The organism is Nostoc sp. CENA543 (genome assembly GCF_002896875.1).
Lineage (GTDB): Bacteria > Cyanobacteriota > Cyanobacteriia > Cyanobacteriales > Nostocaceae > Trichormus.
Genome location: NZ_CP023278.1, coordinates 4,223,350 through 4,246,421 on the forward strand (window position 1 = coordinate 4,223,350; position 23,072 = coordinate 4,246,421).

Below are 23,072 nucleotides of genomic sequence, written 5' to 3' on the forward strand. Positions count from 1 at the left end.
TTTAACTAAAGTCAATCAAAACCATCTGAAACTAAAAACCAAAACCTAACAATATGTTATTAAGCAATCAAAAACTAACATCTGATAAATTACAGTTAACACTTCCTGAGCAGATAATTGAGGCAAATACTTTGAGCTTTGCAGATAAGTTCAATGGTTCTCCTTTCATGTTCTCGCACAACTTAGGGAATAATCCCTTATCCGAGATACCCCACTTAGTTGAACTTGCACAGACTCTGATGAGTCAAGGTGGGAGAATCCACTGTCAAAGCAGTGAAGCACGTTTTAACCAAAAAGCTTTCTCAGGGGGAAATGTTACTAAAGATAAAATTTTAGAGTGCCTGACTCATATTGAAGAATCAGCATCTTGGTTGTTGCTTTATAGTGTCCAATCTGTGCCTGAATATAGAGTCTTACTGGAGAAAGTTGTTGCTGAACTAGAAGAACTGACTGGTCTACCTTTGCAACAAGATATTTCATGGGAAGATGTCTATATTTTTGTTGCATCTCCTCATGCAGTTACTCCCTATCATTTTGACCATGAATCAACTTTTCTGTTTCAAATTTATGGACAAAGGGAAGCTCATCTATTTCCCTTCGATCCCTCAACTGTAAGTACCGAAGAATTGGAGAAATATTACTTCGGTGATCCCAATGCAGGAAGACACACAAATGAGAAGCAAAACAAAGCTCATATTTATACTTTGTCGCCAGGTAAAGGGGTTCATATTCCCGTGCGAAGCCCACATTACTTCAAAAATGGCAACAGCTATTCAGTTGTTTTGGGTATTCACTTTGATTTACACTCCTATGATTGGCAAGTTCCAATTTATCAAGCCAACTTCATTTTGCGTAAACTAGGCTTAAAACCCAAACAACCAGGACAATCTGTACTATCGGATAAACTTAAAATATGGTTGATGGGACTGATATCAAAACGTAACCCTAAAAATAAGTATGAGTTTTATTATTCAGGTATAGACAGAATAAAAAATCCCATAAAATCAGTCGTAAATATTTTCAAGAGACTCAATTAGAAATCAGATATCCAAATCCATTTACAATAAGCGTTCATTCATTTATACGAAGACTTAACATCATATAAAGAATTAAATTACATTACTAAAATGATGAACGCTATACCAGAATTATGTTTTTACTAGCAATTTTCAACAGCAATTCTTTGTCTTCATAAGTTAACGGATCAACATCAATTCAATCTATTGATATGACAGTAGCAAAAGTCGAATTTAATAAAAAATCTCTAAATTTTAAGAATTTGATCAAACAAATTCCCATTATTTCAGATTTATTTCGCTATTACTGGAGTTTCTACCGTACTACTACTGCGTGTCGGGGTGTTTATGCTTCCTTTGATGACGCTTTAAAGACAACTCCAAAAGGTGCTAAATCGGGATATAACCAACCAGAAATTAGTAAAAATCTGACAAAAGCTGCGAAGATGACAACTGCTTGGGAGCCAGGTCAGTTTAATCCTCAAGATTATCCGATTCTTGTTTGGTTGGCATCTGCGTTTACTCAAAGTTCTACTGTTTTTGACCTTGGCGGTAATGTAGGACACGGCTACTACACATACAAAAAGTTTGTGCAATATCCTATGGGTTTAAACTGGTTAGTGTGTGAAATTCCAGAGGTCGTGAAGGTAGGAAGAGAATTAGCAAGCCAAGGTCATAATCCAGGTTTATCTTTTACTACAGAATTTGCTCACGCTGAGAATACAGAAATATTGATCACCTGCGGTACTCTGCAATATATAGAACCATCATTGGCGGATATGATTGGGGAATTACAGACTAAACCCCGACATATTTTAATTAATCAAGTGCCATTTTATGACGGAGAAAACTTTATCACATTGCAAAATATTGGTTACGCTTTTTGTCCTTATAAAATCCAAAATAGATCCGAATTTGTCGAATCACTTTCAGCACTTGGCTATGAATTAATCGATAATTGGAAATTAGAGCGTTCCTGTTCTATTCCCTTTCATCCTGAACGATTTGTGCGTAACTACGAAGGTTTTTATTTCAAGTTAAAGGGATAGTCAGCAAGATGTTGTTTATCATCACTATTTGAATTAGAACACATATTGTACATAAATTGAGAGATAGCCTAGATGACTACTGATGTAAAACACATTAAACCTCTAACTTCTATGCGAGGTATTGCCGCATTGTCAGTTGCTATTCTCCATTTCTCCTACTACGGTATCCCTAAAACTGGTGCTATAATATCAGCCCACACTGCATTTTTCTATAATAGTTATTTGTGGGTTGATTTCTTCTTTATCTTGAGTGGGTTTATTATGACTCACGTTTATTTTAGTAATTTTGGATCTGGAGTGAATTTACATAAATATAGCTCATATCTAATATCAAGATTCGCCAGAATTTATCCTCTGCACATATTTATGATTGTGCTGTTCATTGGGTTAGAAGTAGTCAAACACTTATTACAAAATGCTTCAGTTTTTACTGGTAAATTTAACTTAACTGCTCTATTAGCCAACATTTTTATGTTGCAGGCATTTGATTTTAGTTGTCCACCTTGGTTTAAATGTGACACTTATTGGAATGAACCAGCTTGGTCAATTAGTGTAGAGTTTCTAATTTATTCTATATTTCCATTTCTTTTGTCTTTGCTACTAAAAAAGAGACGTAAGTTTGATTTAAAAATTTATATTACTTCTCTGATTACTATGCTGCCAGTAATTATCATTGCAGCTGGCAATCTAGATAATATTATTGGTATTCCTTCTATTGCTAGATGTGGTTTAGAATGTATCATGGGTATTACTACCTATAAATTTTATCTTCAATGTACGTATAAAAAGTATTTTGAAATGAATTTAATAGGTGTAATTTCAATAATTTGGATACTATTAATTATGCACAATAACTGGGGTGATTCGAGAGTTGTTCGCAGTGTCCACGATTGGCTTGTTTTACCTAGTTTTTCCTTATTAATTTTGTATTTATCTCATAATAGGAATGGTTTGATCACAAAAATATTGAGTCTGCCATTAATGGCATATCTAGGAGCAATATCTTATTCAATTTATATGACTCATTGGTTTATTCAAGAATTGTTTCGTACTTTTTGGGACTATAAATTTCATGTGTATCTTGGTACAAATCTTAATGAATATGAATCTTGGATGTGTTTGTGTCTATTTATTTTAATTGTTTTAGCATCTGCATCACTAACATATAGCTTTGTAGAGATTCCCATGCGTAAATATTTAAAAGAAAAGTTATTAACCAAACGATATCTTCATCATCATTTGGTGGATAAATAAATATAATCTATCTATTCAAGTAAAAATTTAACAACCCTAATACAATTAACCAAATACTTATTCTATGACCTTATCATCTGTAGAGAATAAATCTGGACTAACTGCTGTTGATTTTGACCCCTTTGCAGAAGGGGAATTATTACTAACCGCCCCCGCAACTGAATCTCAAAAAGAAATTTGGGCTTCTGTGCAGATGGGAGACGCTGCTAATTGTGCATATAATGAGTCGCAGTCTCTGCGCTTAAAAGGAAATTTAAATTTAGAAGCGTTACAATTTGCTTTACAGCAGTTAGTCCAGCGTCATGAAGCTCTACGGACAACCTTCAGTACCGATGGTAGTACACTCTGCATAGTGGCTTCATTGGTGATTGATATTCCTGTCATTGATATTTCTGCACTAGAGTTGCAAAAAAAGGAAGCACAATTAAAAAGCTTAATCAAAGCAGAAGTAGAAACATCCTTCGATTTAGAACATGGCCCGCTATTTCGGGTAAAAATTATCAAATTGCAGCCAGAGGAGCATCTAGTCACTTTAACTGCTCATCATATTATTTGTGATGGTTGGTCTTGGGGAGTTTTAACACCGGAACTAGGTGAGATATATTCTGCCAAGGTAGAAGGTAGGACTCCAGATTTAGAAGCCCCAAATGTATTTAGTGAATACGCGATTTTACAGGAAGAAGAACAGCAAACTCCAGAAGCGATCGCCACAGAACAATATTGGTTAGATCAGTTTGCCAACTCCGTACCTGTAGTAGATTTTCCCACAGATCGTCAACGTCCACCCTTAAGAAGCTTTAACTCAGCCCGTGAAGATTGGCAACTCAACTCAGAACTAGTTAGCAACCTCAAACAACTTGGGACAAAATTCGGTTGTAGCTTTATGACCACAATCCTGGCAGGATTTGAGGTCTGGCTACATCGCCTCACCGGACAAAATGACCTAGTTGTTGGTATTCCTGCTGCGGGTCAAGCTGCTTCAGGACAGTATAATTTGGTAGGTCACTGTGTAAATTTACTACCTTTGCGGACTCAGATAGATAGCACCAAAGCTTTTAGTGACTACCTACAAAGCAGACGCTCAACCGTCTTAGATGGCTACGATCATCAACAATTTACCTTTGGCAGTCTCGTCAAAAAACTATCACTGCCCAGAGATTCTAGTCGTATACCTTTAGTACCAATCACCTTTAATATTGATCAAGGCTTAGACACTGATAAATTGCCCTTTGTGGGACTAGAAGTAGAATTTTTCTCTAACCCGCGCTCCTTCGAGAACTTTGAATTATTTATCAACGCAACGGAATTACGTGGTCAGTTGACCTTGGAGTGTCAGTACAACACCAACTTATTCGATGCTGATACTATCCGCCGTCGTATGGCAGAGTTTGAAACGTTGTTGTTGGGGATAGTTGCAAATCCCAATCAAATTATTGCTAAATTGCCCATTTTGCCAGCAGTTGAGCAACAGCTATTAACAACATGGAATCAGACACAAACAGCCTATCCTCAAGATAAATGTATTCATCAGTTATTTGAGGAACAGGTAGCACGCACACCTGATGCAGTAGCATTAGTATTCCAAGAACAGGAACTCACCTATCGGGAGTTAAACTCTAGAGCGAATCAGTTAGCCCAACATCTACAAAACTTAGGCATCGGTGCAGATGAGCTAGTAGGTATCTGCATAGAGCGGTCTTTAGAAATGGTAGTAGGTCTTTTAGGTATTCTAAAAGCAGGTGGGGCTTACGTACCTCTAGATCCGGCGTATCCGCAAGAACGCTTGGAGTTCATGCTTGCAGACACCCAGATTAAATTATTATTAACCCAAAAACAACTAGCTGAAAAACTACCAACACACACTGCAAATGTCATTTATTTAGATACTGATTGGGATAGTATTAGCCAAATAAAACCAGAGAATCTAACTAATATTGTTAAGCCTGACAACTTGGCTTACATAATGTACACATCTGGCTCTACAGGGCAACCCAAAGGTGTTAGTGTAATTCATCAAGGTGTCGTTAGATTAGTCAAAGATACTAACTATGTCAGCCTCACCAATCAAGAAGTATTTTTGCAAATCAGTCCTATCTCCTTCGATGCTTCAACTTTTGAAATTTGGGGTTGTTTACTCAATGGTGGAAAACTAGTAATTTTTCCGCCTCACACACCGTCTCTAGATGAATTAGGGCAAGTCATTCAGCAATACCAGGTGACAACCCTATGGTTAACTGCGGGATTATTCCATGTGATAGTTGATGAAAAAATTGATGCCTTAAAACCGTTGCGTCAATTATTGGCAGGTGGTGATGTTTTATCAGTTTCCCACGTCCAAAAATTCCTCAGTACAGTAGAAAACTGTAAATTAATTAATGGTTACGGGCCAACAGAAAACACAACCTTTACCTGCTGTTATGAGATCACAGCACCACTTAAGTCTGGGGCTTCTATCCCTATCGGTCGCCCGATCGCTAATACGCAAGTTTATATATTAGACTCCCAACTGCAAGTTGTTCCCATTGGCATCACAGGTGAATTGTATATTGGTGGCGATGGTTTAGCACGAGAATATTTCCATCGTCCTGATCTCACAGCCGAGCGATTCATCCCTAACCCCTTTAGCCCAGATCCTCAAGCACGTTTATATAAAAGTGGAGACTTAGGACGCTATTTACCGAATGGAGAGATTGAATATCTCGGACGCATTGATAATCAAGTAAAAGTGAGCGGTTTCCGTATAGAATTGGGTGAAATTGAAACTGCACTTTTGCAACATCCAGCAATCAAAGAAGCGGTCGTCATTGTTCGAGAAGATACTCCCGGTGAAAAACTTTTGGTCAATTACTTTGTGGCAGCATCTAGTGCAGATAATCTGTCAATTGTTTCAGAGTTACGCCAATTCTTAAAACAAAAACTTCCTGAGTATATGGTGCCAAAGATTTTTATGGCACTAGAAACCATGCCGTTAAATGCCAACGGCAAAGTTGATCGTCGAGTCCTACCAAAACCTGATTCTTATCGCCCAGAACTAGAGGCAAATTATGTAGCCCCACGCACTCCAACTGAGCAACAGATTGCCGATATCTGGTCACAGGTGATGAATATTAAGCAGGTGGGAATTTACGACAACTTTTTTGAACTGGGGGGATATTCCCTAATAGGAATTCAAGTAGTTTCTCGAATGCGCCAAGCCTTGCAAGTAGAAATCTTGATGTCTAATTTATTTGAATTACCAACTGTGGCCGATTTGGCGGAACGTGTAGAGACCCTGCGTTGGGCAGCCCAGAGTGTTCAATCCGCCGAGAGTGAAACAGCAGATGATTACGAGGAAGGTGAGCTATGAAAACTTTGGAGCAACTATTATCTGAGCTACGTCAACGGGATGTAAAACTGTGGTTAGAAGGAGATCGCTTACGCTACCGAGCAGCAAAAGACAGCCTCACACCAGAATTACTGGCGGAGTTAAAAGCTCAAAAATCTGAAATTATCAATTTTTTACGGCAGATTACCACAGTGGCCACCGCCAATATTCCCCCAATTGTCCCCTGTGAACGGAATGGCAACCTGCTGCTTTCTTTTGGTCAACAAAGGTTATGGTTTTTACATCAGTTTGAACCTGATAGTTCCTCGAATAATATGCCGGTGGTAGTGCGTTTTACAGGCAATCTCAACGTTACTATCCTAGAGGCAAGCCTAAAAGAAGTCGTTCGCCGCCATGAAGTTCTGCGGACAACTTTTCCCGCAGTTGATGGCAAGCCAGTCGCAGTTGTTACCAGTGAGGTTTCCTTGACGTTGCCCATAGTTGATCTACGGCAAGTGCCAGAGGAACAACGGGAGGCTGAAGCTTTCCGCTTGGCAACTGATGAAGCTCATCGACCATTTGATCTCGCCAACGGTCCAATTTTGCGGGTCTTACTGCTGCGGTTACGTGAGCAAGAGCATCTACTCGTCTGGAATATGCACGCCATAGTTTGTGATGGAGCCTCCTCTGATGTGTTCTATCAAGACTTTACTACCATCTACAAAGCCTTGGCTGAGGGAAAAACCTCTCCTTTACCACCTTTACCAGTGCAGTATGCTGACTTTGCCCATTGGCAACATCAATGGCTGCAAGGCGAAGTTTTGCAGTCTCAAGTCCACTATTGGCAGCAGAAATTAGCAGGTAGTTTACCGATTATTCAACTGCCTTATGATCACCCCCGTCCCTCGAATGTGCAAACTTATCGTGGCGATCGCGCGGCCCGGTTGCTACCAAAAACATTAAATTATGCCCTGACAGACTTGAGTCAAAAGTGGGGAGTAACCCTTTTCATGACTCTGCTGACAGTGTTTGAGCTATTACTCTACCGATATTCTGGACAGGAAGACCTACTCATTAGTTTTGCTAGTGTAGGTCGAGGACAAGTAGAAACCGAGAGGCTGATTGGATTTTTTTCTAATACTTTGGTTCTGCGGAGTAACTTGGCAGGAAACCCAACTTTTCGAGAATTGTTAGACAGGGTGCGTAAGGATTGCCTAGAGGCTTATGCTCATCAAGACTTACCGTTTGAGAGATTAATTGAAGAACTCAAACCAGAGCAGCGCAACCGTAATAGTTCATCTCTGTTTCAGGTGAAATTTTCTCTGAATCCACCTTGGTCGAATGGTCGTGGCATGGCATCGGTGCAACTGCCAGATTTAAACATGACTTCTCTGTTTGGATACATCTATCATGGCAAGACCAAATACGATCTGATCTTAGTTTTACGAGAACAGGATAATGGTCTGGGCATGGTATTTGATTACAATGCAGATATGTTTGAGGTGAGTACCATAGAGCGGATGTTAGGACACTTCCAAAGTTTGCTCGAAGGTATTGTAGCTAATCCAGACTGCCCCATTTTAGAATTGCCCCTGTTAACTAAAGCCGAACAACATCAACTTTTAGTCGATTGGAATCACACCAAAACGGCTGATATCAAGGATATTGCCATCCATCAATTATTTGAGGTTCAAGCCGAATGTACTCCCGATCGTATAGCGGCGATCGCACAACATGGGCAATTAACTTATCAACAACTCAATCAGCGAGCTAATCAACTAGCCCATTATTTGCAGACTCTAGGGGTAAGTACAGGAGTATCCGTTGGTTTATATGTAGAGCCATCCCTAGAAATGATTGTGGGATTATTGGGTATCTGTAAAGCAGGTGGAACATACGTACCCATCACACCCACATCACCAGACACAGCTTTCATCTGTCAAGATGCCCAAATCTCCCTATTACTCACTACCAGCTCATTAATTGAGCAACTGTCTGAGTGTGGAACTAAGATAATGTGCTTAGATACTGATTGGTCAGCAATTGCCGTACACAATCAGCAAAATCCAGTCACTCCAGTCACACCTGATCACTTAGCTTGTATCACCTATCCACCCACCGCTACCGCTAGACCCCACGGGATCAGCATCAGCCACCGTAACCTAGTCAATCATAGTTTAGCCATTAGTCAAACCTGGGAATTGAGTCAAGGCGATCGCGTTCTGGTATCCTCTGCCATAGATGAATCACTATTTTCCTGCTGGTTCAGTGGGACAGGTGCTGTGCTTCAGCCTCCATCTTTGCCAAACTCAATCACTCAGTTCTGCTCATTCATTAGCCAACAACAGATCACAGTCCTCAACCTATCCACTTATTTCTGGCATCAACTAGTTGATCATCTTGCCACATCTCCAGCAGTTTTACCTGATAGCTTACGCTTAGTCATGGTGGGTGGGGAAAAAGTCTCACCCACAGCTTATCAAACTTGGGTTGAACGTGTGGGGACAAAAATACGCTGGCTCCACGCCTATGGTGTCAAAGAAACAACCTTCACCGCCACAGTTTACAATCCACAAACATCTAATCACAAAGAAATTCCCATTGGTAAACCGATAGCCAACACCCAAATTTACATTCTCGATCAACTTTTGCAACCTGTACCGATTGGCTCTCCTGGGGAAATTTACATCAGTGGTGTCGGTGTCGTTCCAGGTTACTATCAACAATCTGACTTGACATCGCAAAAATTTATTCCCCACCCCTTTAGTGATGATCCCCAGGCACGTTTATATCAAACTGGGGACTTAGGCCGCTATTTGGCAGATGGCAACCTTGAGTATTTGGGACGCACAGATCGTCAAGTTAAAATACGTGGTGTTGGCATCGACTTGACACAGATAGAGTCTTTAATTGGTGAACATTCCGATGTAACTCAAGCGGTTGTCATCACTAATGAGCAGATTCCTGGGGAGCAACACTTAGTCGCTTACATCGTCTCTCATCAAGAACAGCAACCCCAAACTAGTGACTTACGCTCTTTCCTATCCCAAAAACTGGCAGATGAGTTTATTCCCTCTGATTTTGTTTGTCTAAAATCTCTGCCCCTCACTGCTAATGGTCAAATCAATTACCGCGCTTTACCAGAACCCAACTTTGTAAAACAACAGTTAGAAGGAAATTTTGTTGCTCCCCATAATGAAACAGAACTGCTCCTGACAACAATTTGGGCAAAGCTTTTAGGTATTCAAGGTTTTGGGATCAATGACAACTTCTTTGATTTGGGAGGTAACTCCATCCTAGCGGTACGTCTATTTACTGAAATTGAGCAGAATTTTGGGGTCAACTTTCCTCTATCAACGCTATTGCAAAGACCGACAATTGCAGAATTAGCGGCGATGATTCGCCAAGATGAATCTGCTCAAGAGTGGGAACACTTGGTGATCATTAAACCTGGCAGTTCTAGTAAGCCACCTTTCTTCTGTGTGAATGCTATTTGGGGCAACATCCTCTTCTACCGAGGGTTAGCAAGTTATCTCAGTCCCGACCAACCATTCTACGGGTTACAGTCTCAAGGACTAGATGGTAAGCAAACGCCCCTAAGTTCAATTCCAGAAATGGCAGCTAGTTACATTCAAGAAATGCAGAGGGTGCAACCACAAGGCCCATACTATCTAGGTGGTTTTTCTTGGGGTGGAACTCTGGCTTTGGAAATTGCCCAACAACTGCAAGCTCAAGGCCAAGAAGTGAGATTGCTAGCTATTTTTGATACGGGTGCGCCCGCAATCGCACAATCCCAGGCACAGATGACAAATGTTCAATCTACTCGGTACAGAACCAATTTACTTAATTTCCGACTTTGGGAACTGCAAGATTACTTAAGTAATCTGCGGGAAAAGATATCTTGGCATTTGAGAGCTGGGAAAGCGAGTATTTTATATCGTTTATATTTGCGCTATATTAAGCGATCTCTCCCAGAGTTTTACATTTTTAATGTAGCAGCCGCCAACTATAAAGCTTACAAAAGCTACTTCGCCACCGCATATTCTGGGAAAGTTACTCTTTTTAGAGCAATTCAAGACTTAGCGCAGTTAGAAAAAAATGCGGAATTGCGTTGGGATCAAATAGCTACTGATGGGGTAGATATTTATCAAGTTATGGGAGCTACCCACACAGGCCTGATGGAAGATTCTTACGTGAAGTTGCTGGCTGAACAATTACAATTGTGTTTGGAGCGATCGCAACAACAAAACAGAAACAAAATGCCTCCATTATCTCCTTTGCCAGAAGATGCTGTTTTAGCTTCTTGAACTTGATGGAAAATTTGGAATCCTGTTTTTTGGAATAAAATAGGATTCTCTATAAGTAAATTTTACTCAAACTTAAAACTTACTTAATATTTCCCCTCAACACCTTCCATCGTAGTGTTACGTCAGATAATTACATAATGATGGAACAGATTTTTTATTTAAACAACTATTGTCAATTCGATGTTTATCTTACTGGTAAACAATCCCAAGAATGATTCAAATCCAAATTTCTTAGGGTAAATAAAATTTCCCTGTATTTATTTGGTGAACTAAATATAAAAAATTCATAAATGTAATTTATATGTAAACTAATACCAATTCTCCAAAATTAGGCAACAGATGCAAAGCTTGAAACCCAGATGATATCTGACCTTCTGAATTGCGATCTTCGTAGCGGGACTTAGTTCATTGCGTTAGCGTACCACTTTGCTACGCAATGCTACCGCGAACGTGGAAGCAAGCTATGCGTAGCGTCTCGGAGAGAAGCGGGACGTACCCCTTCGGGGAAGCAGGCTACGCGGAGCGTCTCGGAGATAAGTCTATTGCGAATTACGAATTAGTATAAATACTTGAGAGTGAAATCATCAAGTCAATTTAAAGACTTACTTGCGGAATTTATAAAGTTTTATTAAAGTAGGTCAATTTCAGGCAAAGTAAAAGAAGATTTCTTTTGTGAAGGTGGTAAAATTTTAGGGAAAATACTGAATATCATATAAAATTATTATCAGTATAAACAAGTGAGGAATATCAGCCACTATCTCAATTATGAGATTTGATTTTTGTAATGTGCCATTAATAATAATGTATGTGATGATATATTCCTATTGTTAATTATTTATATAAGTGTGCAAAAATTCGGCTAGGCAGTAAATGAGTGTGAACCAATAATTAGCAATCTCTACAGTATTTATGCAACAGACTAAGGTGCTGAACGTGACTATTGACAACCTCACTATGGTGGAGTTGTTACAGAAATTGAAACATGGTGGTGTTGTTTTTACTCCTAATGTTAACCACATTACACGCTTACAAAAACAACCAGATTTTTATTCTGTATATCAAGAAGCAGACTACATAGTATGTGATAGTAAAATATTAATGTATGCTTCTCAGTTTCTAAATACACCCATTAAAGAAAAAATCTCAGGTTCAGATTTATTGCCAGCCTTCTATAACTATTATAAGAATGATGAAACCATCAAAATATTTTTGTTGGGTTCTGAAACTGAGATAGTAAAAAAAGCACAAAGAAGAATCAACGCTAAAGTTGGAAGAGAGATAGTGGTAGGAGCATATTCACCATCTTTCGGATTTGAGAAAAATGAAGAAGAATGCCAAGAAATTGTCAAGATGATTAATTCATCAACAGCGACAGTTCTAGCAGTTGGCGTAGGTGCGCCTAAACAAGAAATGTGGATTAGCAAATATAAAGAACAACTCAAAAATATCACAGTTTTTTTAGCGATCGGTGCAACTATTAATTTTGAAGCAGGGACAGTCAAGCGATCGCCAAAATGGATGAGCGAAGTTGGATTGGAATGGCTTTATCGACTTGCCAGTGAACCCAAACGGCTGTGGAAAAGATATTTCTTCGATGTTATACCCTTTTTCTTGCTGATATTAAAACAAAAGCTGCATATTTATCAGAACCCTTGGGTATCTGAGCAACAAATGCACATAACTAACTGGGATGATTTAAAATTTTCACAAGCATTTGGGATGAGAGAAGCCTCTCTAGCTATGACTTCCGAAACAGAGTCGGCTGTCCAAGAGCAAACACAAGTCAGGAGTTAATACTTGCAATTGTAAGGACAATGTGATCATTATGCCTTGTTACTGATAAGACTGGTATTGCATAAGACTTACTACAGAGGTAGATGTTGTATTATGGTGATTAAATGTCCACATAAAATCACGTAAATACTATGGAGACACAAAACTCTGCTGAAGACATAGACATTCAAAAGTATCTACTAGTTCTGAAACGTCGCTGGTTGGTGATTGCAGGAGTATTTGTGCTTTTTGCTACATTGGGTGGAACACTTGCCCTTAAGCAACCCAAAAGCTATGAAGCGACTGGTAAGTTGCTGTTTCAAATGAACAGAACTTCATCCCTAACTGGAATTGGCGGAAAAATAGGGGATTTAGAATCCATAGGATCTAATCCTCTAGACACACAAGCTTTGTTAGTGAGGTCAAAGCCAATTCTAGAAGAGGTAGTGAATACTCTCAATCTCAAAGATAAAAAAGGCGAACGACTGAAGATAGAATCGGTTGACATCCAAGTTGAAGCAATTCCAGGTACAGATGGACTAAAAGTTGGGTATGTATCTGAAGATCCCTATCTAGCAAAAGCGATAGTCAATCAGGTAATGAAATCTTATATTGCCAATAACATTCTGACTAATAGATCAGAAGTGATGGCTGCAGGGGATTTTATCGCTAAACAATTACCAGGGGCAAAGACAGAATTAGAAGAAGCACAAAAAGCTCTATTGCAGTTTAAAACTCAAAATAAGATTGTTAATCTCGAAGAAGAAAGCAGTGGACTAGTAAAAAATGCAATTACCATTGACAGTGAGATCAACAATGCTCGCGCCCAACTAGCAGAGACTATTACTAGAGAAAAACAAATACTTAACCAAATAAATTTGCCAGCAGATCAAGCTGTGGATATTTCGTCTCTGAGTCAAGCTGCTGGTGTGCAAGATGCTTTCATCGAACTTCAGAAAATTCAAACTCAGTTAAAAATCCAACAAACCAGATACACGGATGCCAACCCCATTGTTATTAATCTAAAAAATCAAGAAAAAGCTTTAAATTCTCTGTTAAAACAAAGGATTACTGAGTATTTAGGATATCCGATTCAGATTGAAACTGCCAGATTACAAATAGGCGAAATTAAAAGAGATTTATCTTTAGAGTTAGGTAAGTTACAATCACAACGCTTAGGATTAGAGAAAAGAATAACATCTTTATCTAATCTAAAATCAGCTTACGAACAAAGATTAGGAGCAATTCCTGATCTAGAAAAAACTCATGGTGAATTAGAGCAAAAAATGTTAATTGCTCAGAAAAATTATGAAAATCTTTTGACGAAATATCAAGAAATAAAGATAGTCGAAAGTCAAACTATAGGTAATGCACGTATTTTAGAATATGCCGAAGTTGATAGTAGTCCCAAAGCTAGTAAAAAGAAGGGACTTACCCTCATGGTATCAGTATTTGGGGGATTATTAGTGGGAATTGCGGTGGCATTCCTATTAGATGTGATTGATAGAAGGCTGAAAACAGCCAAGGAAGCAGAAGAGCTTTTTGGCTACACCTTATTAGGTTTAATTCCTAAGTTTAGCAATAATTTCAATACAACTCAATTAGAAGATTCTGCCTTAGCTGAACCCGCAAGACGCGTAATTGTAGAAACAACTCCACGCTCTATGATTCACGAATCATTCGGTATGCTTCAGGCTAATTTGAAATTCATTAGTTTAGATAAAAAAATTCGGACGATCGCAGTTACAAGTTCCATTGCTGGCGAAGGAAAATCAGAAATCGCAGCCAATTTAGCAGCAGTGATCGCGCAGACAGGACGACGAGTGTTATTAATTGATGCAGATATGCGTCGCCCATCTCAACATCACCTGTGGAATTTAATTAACTCCGCTGGTTTAAGTAATGTTGTAGTCGAGCAGAATGATTTCTCAGCTACAGTACAAGCAGTTACACCCAGTTTATCTGTCCTCACCAGTGGAGTGACTCCCCCTAATCCTCTGGCTTTGATAGATTCCGAAGCCATGAAGAGCCTCATTGATAATTTGTCTAAAAAATATGATTACATAGTGTTTGATACTCCACCATTACTTGGTAATGCTGATGCAGCTGTATTGAGCAAACTGGCGGATGGAGTTCTCGTCGTATCAAGAATTGGTATTGTCGATGTAACAAGTGTTAATGCTGCCAAGTCCTTACTCTCACGTTCGGAAGTGAATGTTTTGGGTATTGTGGCTAATGCAGTTGATATCACACAAGAGCCTAACTACTTCTATTATCAAAATCCCTCTTCGGAAAAGAGCATGACTAAGCAAGATTCTACGGATACAAGTATAAAAGCGGAACTTTAAACATTTTCAATATTAACAAAAATCAAAAACCACATTTATGAGTACATCACTAGAGCTAGAAGGAGATATACAAAAAACACAACAGGGGCAGTTAAATCTTTGGCAGCAGATTCAAGAGGATTGGGTAGCCCACGGAAGAGACTGGACTAAACCTGGCTTTAGAGCAGTGGCAGTGCATCGGTTTGGAGTTTGGAGAATGGGTATTCCATCCAAGATACTACGCGCTCCTTTTAGTATTCTTTATGGAATGCTATATCGTAAAGTACGTAATACCTACGGTATTGAATTACCTTACACAGTCAAACTTGGTCGCCGTGTAGTGATTGAACATCAAAGTGCGATCGTCATTCATGGTTACTGTTCAATAGGTGATGACAGTATCATTCGTCAAGGAGTGACTTTAGGGAACCGTTACCTTGACCGGCTTTTTGATGCTCCACAGTTGGGTAAAAGGGTAAATGTTGGTGCAGGAGCGAAAATTTTTGGCAATGTAACGGTGGGAGATGGTGCAAATATTGGTGCTAATGCTGTAGTGTTGACAGATATTCCAGCCGGAGCTACAGCAGTGGGTATACCAGCAAAAATAGTTAAAAATGCCAAAGATGCCGAAATTATTCCCAACTAAATATGAATATTAACCAAGTCATAAATTTGTTTACCTACGCTGTCTTACTGATTGGTGCATTCGGGTTCTTCACCTTAAGTTTAATCTTGTTTTTAGAATGTTTTGCGGCTCTTCTCCCTTCTGATATCCCTAAACACGTGAATGATGGGCAGCCTAAAAAGGTGGCAGTTTTGATTCCCGCCCACAATGAAGAGCAAGTAATTAGTTCCACACTCTTAGAAATAAAATCACAGTTAACGAATCAACACCAACTAGTTGTAGTTGCAGATAATTGCAGTGATAAAACAGCCGCAATTGCCCGTGAAATTGGTGCTAAAGTTATTGAGCGTGAAGATCCCATCTGCAGAGGCAAAGGCTACGCTTTAGACTATGGTTTGAGATTGATAGAGTCAGAACCACCAGATATAGTAGTGTTTTGCGATGCTGACTGTAAAGTTGAACCAGGGGCAATAGATAAGTTGGTACAGTATGCGATCGCCACAAATAGACCTGTACAGGCGACTTACTTAATGGAGAAATCCTGCGACGCTAGCCCTAAAGAATCTGTCTCCGTCTTTGCCTTCAAGTTAAAAAATCTAGTACGTTTGCGCGGGTTAGCTAAATTGGGTATTCCCTGCTTATTAACTGGAACAGGTATGGCTTTTCCTTGGTCTGTGATTAAATCAGTTGATTTAGCCAGTGGTTACATTGTTGAAGATATGAAACTTGGTCTTGACTTAGCTATTGCTGGTTACGCACCAGTATTTTGCTCAGAAGCTAATGTAACTGCGTTGTTACCTAAGAAAACACAAGCAGTTAAAAGTCAAAGAACCCGTTGGGAACACGGTCATTTAAAGACTTTGCTCACTTATGTACCGAAACTGATTGGGGAATCAATCAAGCAGGCCAGGTTGGATTTATTACTTAGTGGTTTAGACTTATGTGTCCCTCCTTTGTCTTTATTGATGTTGATCTGGTTAATGCTAGTAACAGTAACTTTTGGTCTGGGGTTACTGACAAATATCTGGATGCCAGTGGCCATTTTAGCCCTAGCCAGTTTATTGTTGTTAAGTGGAATACTGATAGCTTGGATGAAATTTGGGCGGACTGATTTACCTCTGCTACAGCTTTTAGCCATACCGCTTTACATTCTTGGGAAGATTCCTCTCTATCTGAAGTTTTTAGTTAAACCCCAAAATTCATGGATTCGGACAGAAAGAGACTCAACTAACATTTCCCAGTCTTAATTTTTCTACCAAAACTAGCAAAAATAAAATTGATTTTTACATCAGTAATTTTATGAAAAAACAGGGAATTTTACTAGTGATGCCCGTTCCATTTCGGATGGTAGAGGGTCGTTTGGGCTTTGATGATCAAACATGCGAAGGACTCATACGATGGGCGGAAAATTTTGATCATGTGGTTATGGCTTGTCCAGTCATCCCTGAACAAGTCTTTGCTACTAGTGAAACATCTCTAACTTGGCAAGCGATCGCTGATTTACCCTGTGCTGATAAGTTGGAGTTAGTTCCACTACCTTATGCTTATAAGATTCCCGATTTCATTAAAACCTACAAAGCAACTAGTCAGCTATTAAGTGAGAAAATCCAAAAGTCCCAGTATCTTTGTTTTGCCCTAAGTGGTGTCATCGGAGATTGGGGGGCGATCGCCTGTTTAGAAGCAATTAAACTCCAACGTCCCTATGCAGTCTGGGCAGATCGGGTAGAATACGAAGTCATTAGCAGGACTTTGTGGAAAAAAGAGTCATTAAAAAAAGCTCCCCTCAAACGTCTAATCAAGGATTTTTTGACTCTCCCATTGCACAAGCCCTATCAAAGATATCTCATCCGTCGCAGCCAGCTAGGATTATTCCAAGGACAGGATTGTTATTCAGCTTATTCACCCTTCTGTAAAAATTCTCATTGCGTTTATGACATTCACACTAAAAAGTCAGATCAAATTGATGCTGCTAGTCTTGATCTGAAAATTAAGCCCCTATCCAACGGCGAACCATTACGTATATGCTATGTAGGACGAGCCGCAGAAATGAAGGGTCCATTGGACTGGCTACGAGTTGTACATCTTCTTTGTGAGGCCGGAGTAAACTTAAAAGCCACTTGGTTAGGAGATGGGCCTCTGCTGGCTGACATGAAGTCACTTGTCAATGAATTAGGGATTACCGAAAAAGTCCATTTAGCGGGATTTGTTAGCGATCGCCACCAAATTTTGACAACCATGAAAAGCAATCATATCTTCCTGTTTTGTCATAAAACACCAGAATCGCCCCGGTGCCTAGTTGAGTCTTTAGTCTCTGGTTGTCCTATTATTGGTTACAGTAGCCCCTATTCTGAAGGTTTAGTATCTCAATTTGGTGGTGGAGCATTTGTCACACTCAACAACTGGCAAAAATTAGCTGACTTAATCATCGATATCAATTCAGATCGAGAAAAATTAAGTAAATTAATTTTCCAAGCTGCCTTATCTGGTCAGCAGTTTGATGAAGAAACTGTATTTCAAAATCGCAGTGACTTAATTAAGCAATATTTACCATAACTTAGGAGTTAATTATTTTTATCAAACTTTCAAGATATAAGTCAGGAGGAAATTGCCCCCTGCTATGTATGTGTAGCTTTATTTGGGAGAATTGGTATTAAGTAATCTTTAGTGCTATATTTTATTTTTAAAAAATCTAATGGCAATATGAATATATCTTCTAAATCTAGTAGTCCGATATCATCTCAATAAGATTAATTAAATGTAATAATCTCTATTCATGAACTTAGGGGTGATGAGCATATGGTTTTCCTGTCACGCTTACACTCTTACTGTAGTTTATCAATTATCACTAATTCCTAATATCGCTTGATCAATTAAGTTTAGTATTTCGACATTTCTACTCATATCAAATTTCCGGGCAAAAAATTTTGGTGAACTCACAAGTTCTTCAAAATAACTTTTATCTAAAACTGCTGGAGGAGTAGGATTTGGATTTTCCCAATCAACATATCTTAAATCATCATTGAAAATGATAGCACCAAAAGGTGAATTAGAGATAATTGTTTGAAAAAACAATTCATCAGGAATAAATACATATCTGAAATAATTTATATAATCAGGGTTCTTCAGGAGAAAATTGTTAATATAATAAATACATTCTTTTGATAAACACCACCACTGAGAACCACCAAATGGTTCAAGTCCAGGAATGAATTTACGTTCAATAGGTAAATAGAAATGTTTGCTCCGAAAATGAAAGTGCCAGTGTTTAACTCTGTTTAATGACTGATAACATCCATCTTGATAAGTCCATTTATTATCTTGTTTTAAGGAAAATGATTCTATAAATTCATGACCTCGTCTTTCATGAAGAAAATTTTTTATCTGAGTGATAGGCTTAATTGGATAGTCTTGTCCTGATAGCAATATTGCATAGTCAAATTCGACATTATGGTTAATTAATTGTCGTATTCCTTCTATCGTAGCCTTAACAATATCTATTTTTCCCCAATAGCATTTATATCTTTTAAGTAGATAAACATTAGGCATATTCTGCACTTGGTTTACAATATCAGAGTAAACTTTATCGTTTACTTTTCCATCTATGTGTAGAAAGAAGGTAGCACTATCATCATTAAGCCGATAAATCAAACGTACTAATTGTTGCGGTAATTTATGCGCCAAAATGATGTAAGCAATTTTCATAAGTTTAGATCCCGATATTTACATAAGTTGTAAATCAGTATACACCTAAATATTCAATCATGAGAAAATTTTTAGCTACATCTGAGATATATTTCGTCATTTTAAGTTTAACTTTTTTCACGGGAGCTTTAGGTACCATCTTCTCATCTGCCGCTATAATAACTTTGATCAGATATTTAATATTGGGAATTAGTGGAATAGCAATTTATATTGAAAGAAGAAAAGTTGTATATGCAATACGTCGAAATATTGTACTTTCTGTATTGACAATTATAATTATCTGTTCTTTTCTCTGGTCACTGTACCCAGTATCTACGCTGAAAGACTTACGAGAAGTTTTTCAAATGACTATGTTTGCGCTATATTTTTCTATAAGATTTAGCGTGAAAGAACAGGTAAAATTCATTACTGTTACATTCAGCATAGGAATTGTCTTAAGTATTTTATATGCTGTTGCTTTTCCTAGCATTGGTATACATGGATCAGATCATCCAGGAGCATGGAAAGGCATCTACGACTATAAAAATACTTTTGGCAGCATGATGGTGTTAAGTTCTTTATTATTTTTCTCACTACCTGTAGAAAAACCAATTTATAAACTATACAAGTTAGCAGGTTATTGTGTTTCTATTGTAATGATGTTGCTATCTACTTCTAAGACTTCTCTTGTACTTTCTTTCTTACTAATATTTATTTTGCTGCTATATAAAAAATTTAGATGGCAAGGAAAAATCAGCGTTGTATATGTGGACATTGCTATTCTTATTTTTGGCTGTGTGGGCGCATTTGTCCTAACTCAATGGGTAGATCTGTTAGATGGTCTGGGCAAAGATCCTACACTAACTGGAAGAACAGTAATATGGAATTATGTACTATCACAATTATTAGAAAGACCATTACTGGGTTTTGGGAGAGGAGCATTTTGGGATCCACAGAGTCCCTATGCTTTTGCTGCTGGTAGAGAACTTTCTTCTTGGTTTCGTCCTCCCCATGCTCATAATGGTTTTATTGATTTAATGCTAGATGTAGGTTTTATAGGTTTTTTACTGTTTCTATTTAGTTTCGTCAAAACCTATATGCGCTCACTCAAAATGGCTTATGCCAGTAAAAACCAGGAAGATATTTGGCCTCTTGCTTTTCTGATGTTTCTAGCAATGAATAATATTACAGAAAGCTATTTGCTACGTTTAGCTAATATCTACTGGGTTTTGTTTTTGACAATAGCTATCTCATTATCTATTGCACCAAAAAATCGTAATTAATTTTAACTGCAACAGTAATTTAAAATGTTTTCTTTTGCAATAGCTAATAAAGGTTCTTGTAATTTATCTAATGTTCCGTCTTTTTGCCAATGTTGTAGCCATCTGTGCGCCGCCCCTTTTGATACTCATATTTCTCCGGTGGGAACATCACACCAACGCCAGCCTGTATCAATTGTCTAGATTAAAAATTAAAACCTCATTTCTGGAGATGTCTAAATATAGACAGTAATGTATTAAATACGTAGCGAAATGCCGAATGAGGCATTCCGCGAGCGCGCTTTTATACTTCCTTGGGTAATATATCTTCCAATAGACTCCATTGTAGTTTGCTCAATCTTTCAAATCGCCCAGGTATAACCTGATATAACTTACCATCATCAACAGCAGGTCATATTGCTGGTATTTAGTAAAATAGGTTCCAAGTAGATGCGGTCTAGTCAGTTCTCTCAAATTATTTCCAGGCTGCCTCCCCAGCTTCCCCATTCCTACTTTTCGGTGATTTTACTATAACTATTTTCCTCTAGTTGGAATTAGCTCAGGGCTTTTCTTAATGAATTTCCAAAGAAGAACCTTTTGTTGCCGTTGTGCTTTGGAACCATATTTATCGAAGACTGAATAAACAGAAATTAGATTTCCTTGTTCTTGCAAACTGTTTTTCATCTTCTCGGATGGATTATAAACAAATACATTTCTATATTGCTCTGAGATTTGCGGAATACGCCATTTATCAGGTTCTTTATCGGGTTCCACCATCAACTGTAATTTAACATCCTTCCTTAGTTCGTGGCTGAGAGAAAAAATTCTGATGAAAAAATCGTCACTAACTACTAGTGGCTCAGAGGAAGAGTTAATAATTTTAGCGATTTGATGATGATAATTATCTGTACCTTTTAACCACCATTGATGAGAATTTACTAAAGTTACACAAGAGGAAACTGAAATGGATATGAGAAGTACAGTTAAAAAATACCACTGCTTTTGGGATGGAAATTTAGCTGGTTGATGACCAGCTATTTTTTGGAAAAGCATGTAAATAACTGCAATCTGCATTCCCAAATAAGTGGGAATTAGATATCGGGCGCTTGATGAAAACTGAGACTTGAATAAAAAATCTGCAAAAATTGTTATGACTGCTGGAACTAACAACAGAGATAATACAAATAAATTATTCTGCTGTTGATAATTTCTGACTAGGAAATAAATGGAATAGGTAACCAAGACAATAACTATCAGCAGAACTAGAGTAAAAACAACAAGATAAATTTGGGGGCTACTGTCATTTAAGCTAAAATCTGCAAAAAACAAACTAATATTTCTAATCCATGCTTTAATGAGGGTCAAATATGCGGCGGGAACTAAAGCATAATTACGCGCTCTATCTCTATGAATGATTAAAACAACTATCCATGGAACAAAAGTTAAACAACCAAAGCTCAGAGAAATCAGATAGGCGATGATTTTTCGATTCCATCGGAAACGTTCTGAAACCAATATATAAAATGTATGGGCTGCATAAACCAGAATAGAAAGTAAAAATGACCACAAACCTATGGATACACTTAAACTGTAAATTATCCAACTTCTAGCTGTATTGCTTCTTTGTGCCTGTAGAAGAGCAGCACTACTAAATAATATTACTGTTATCCAAAAACTGAATGGTCTAGCTTCTTGTGAATACAAAATGTGGAATGGTGATACAGCCAAAAAAGCTACTGAAAAGTAGGCTATATAAATGTTTTGAAAAATCTCTAAGCATAACCAATACATCATTGGCAATGCTAATATACTTGCTAAAACAGATAGACTACGAATCGCAGTTACAGAATCTCCAAAGCACTGAACCCAATACCTAGCAATGATAAAATATAATGGTGTATGTTGTGGCTCAAATGATATGATTCCTTTAATAGTATCTGAAATATTTTTGTGTGAATTAAGTTCGGGATATTGATATTTTTTAATGTCATTAACATCAATCTCCCTGCCATCAAGTAGTTGTTCAGATACTTCTGATTGCAGATAACCAGACAGTTGTAAAGACGTAAATGTCTCATCTGTCCAATAAACTTTATCGGCTATATTAGAGCATCTAAAAAATATTCCTAAAACTAAGAGTATAGAAATTAAAAAGCATAGTATTCTAGAAAAAATAGATTGATTAAAGATGGAAAAACTAAATTTTGGTAAATTTAAATATGTCATTTTTTACCTGTAATCAATATCCTAATTTTTGCCGATTTAGGGAGTAGTTATCATCAGGTCAATATTAGAGAGATATTTTAATAAAAATTCTGATATAGCAAGTAACAATGGACAGCATTTAAAGACTTTGGCTATCTGTATTTATTTAAAATTGATGTACCAATCTATCGGGCAATCACTATATCATTCACTCTCATTTATTGCCTGAATGTATTATTTTTCAAGCAAATTATATGATGCTTGGCTTAATA

General features: G+C 37.9%; 13 protein-coding genes. 11 read left to right on the plus strand and 2 right to left on the minus strand.

The genetic code is table 11. The features are described from left to right. Window positions 1–53: 53 nt before the first annotated feature. From CLI64_RS17450 to CLI64_RS17495, 10 genes are all read left to right on the plus strand, one after another. Window positions 54–1,037 (plus strand): hypothetical protein, encoded by a 984-nt coding sequence (locus CLI64_RS17450; protein ID WP_103138391.1) that lies wholly within the window; start codon window positions 54–56, stop codon window positions 1,035–1,037. Window positions 1,038–1,228: 191 nt separating this feature from the next. After that, window positions 1,229–2,065: a TIGR04325 family methyltransferase gene (locus tag CLI64_RS17455; RefSeq protein ID WP_103138392.1), complete on the plus strand. Its 837-nt coding sequence runs from the start codon at window positions 1,229–1,231 to the stop codon at window positions 2,063–2,065. 72 nt (window positions 2,066–2,137) lie between these two features. Beyond that, window positions 2,138–3,319: an acyltransferase gene (locus CLI64_RS17460; protein ID WP_103138393.1), complete on the plus strand. Its 1,182-nt coding sequence runs from the start codon at window positions 2,138–2,140 to the stop codon at window positions 3,317–3,319. A 64-nt stretch (window positions 3,320–3,383) separates the two neighbouring features. Next, entirely contained in the window at window positions 3,384–6,665 is a 3,282-nt protein-coding gene (locus CLI64_RS17465; protein WP_103138394.1) for a non-ribosomal peptide synthetase, read from the plus strand. Beyond that, on the plus strand, window positions 6,662–10,930 hold the full coding sequence (locus CLI64_RS17470) for a non-ribosomal peptide synthetase (protein ID WP_103138395.1): 4,269 nt from the start codon (window positions 6,662–6,664) through the stop codon (window positions 10,928–10,930). Before CLI64_RS17465 ends, CLI64_RS17470 begins: the two co-directional genes overlap by 4 nt. 909 nt (window positions 10,931–11,839) lie before the next feature. Beyond that, window positions 11,840–12,724, plus strand: a complete 885-nt coding sequence (locus CLI64_RS17475) for a WecB/TagA/CpsF family glycosyltransferase (RefSeq protein ID WP_103138396.1) — start codon at window positions 11,840–11,842, stop codon at window positions 12,722–12,724. 131 nt (window positions 12,725–12,855) lie between these two features. Beyond that, entirely contained in the window at window positions 12,856–15,051 is a 2,196-nt protein-coding gene (locus CLI64_RS17480; RefSeq protein ID WP_103138397.1) for a polysaccharide biosynthesis tyrosine autokinase, read from the plus strand. 37 nt (window positions 15,052–15,088) lie between these two features. Next, entirely contained in the window at window positions 15,089–15,676 is a 588-nt protein-coding gene (locus tag CLI64_RS17485) for a serine O-acetyltransferase (RefSeq protein WP_103138398.1), read from the plus strand. 2 nt (window positions 15,677–15,678) lie between these two features. Beyond that, window positions 15,679–16,902, plus strand: coding sequence for a glycosyltransferase family 2 protein (locus CLI64_RS17490; protein ID WP_103138399.1), 1,224 nt, complete (start codon window positions 15,679–15,681; stop codon window positions 16,900–16,902). 52 nt (window positions 16,903–16,954) lie between these two features. Next, window positions 16,955–18,208 (plus strand): glycosyltransferase, encoded by a 1,254-nt coding sequence (locus tag CLI64_RS17495; protein WP_103138400.1) that lies wholly within the window; start codon window positions 16,955–16,957, stop codon window positions 18,206–18,208. 282 nt (window positions 18,209–18,490) lie between these two features. Here the strand turns inward: CLI64_RS17495 and CLI64_RS17500 are convergent, their stop codons facing one another. Next, entirely contained in the window at window positions 18,491–19,357 is an 867-nt protein-coding gene (locus CLI64_RS17500) for a beta-1,6-N-acetylglucosaminyltransferase (RefSeq protein WP_103138401.1), read from the minus strand. Between the two features lie 59 nt (window positions 19,358–19,416). On the opposite strand from CLI64_RS17500, the gene CLI64_RS17505 reads away from it, so the two are divergent. Continuing rightward, window positions 19,417–20,619, plus strand: a complete 1,203-nt coding sequence (locus tag CLI64_RS17505; protein WP_103138402.1) for an O-antigen ligase — start codon at window positions 19,417–19,419, stop codon at window positions 20,617–20,619. Between the two features lie 510 nt (window positions 20,620–21,129). Here CLI64_RS17505 and CLI64_RS17510 read toward each other — a convergent pair. Then, the gene (locus CLI64_RS17510; RefSeq protein WP_103138403.1) at window positions 21,130–22,821 is read right to left on the minus strand and encodes a glycosyltransferase family 39 protein; all 1,692 of its coding nucleotides are present in this window, start codon (window positions 22,819–22,821) and stop codon (window positions 21,130–21,132) included. Window positions 22,822–23,072 lie beyond the last annotated feature (251 nt).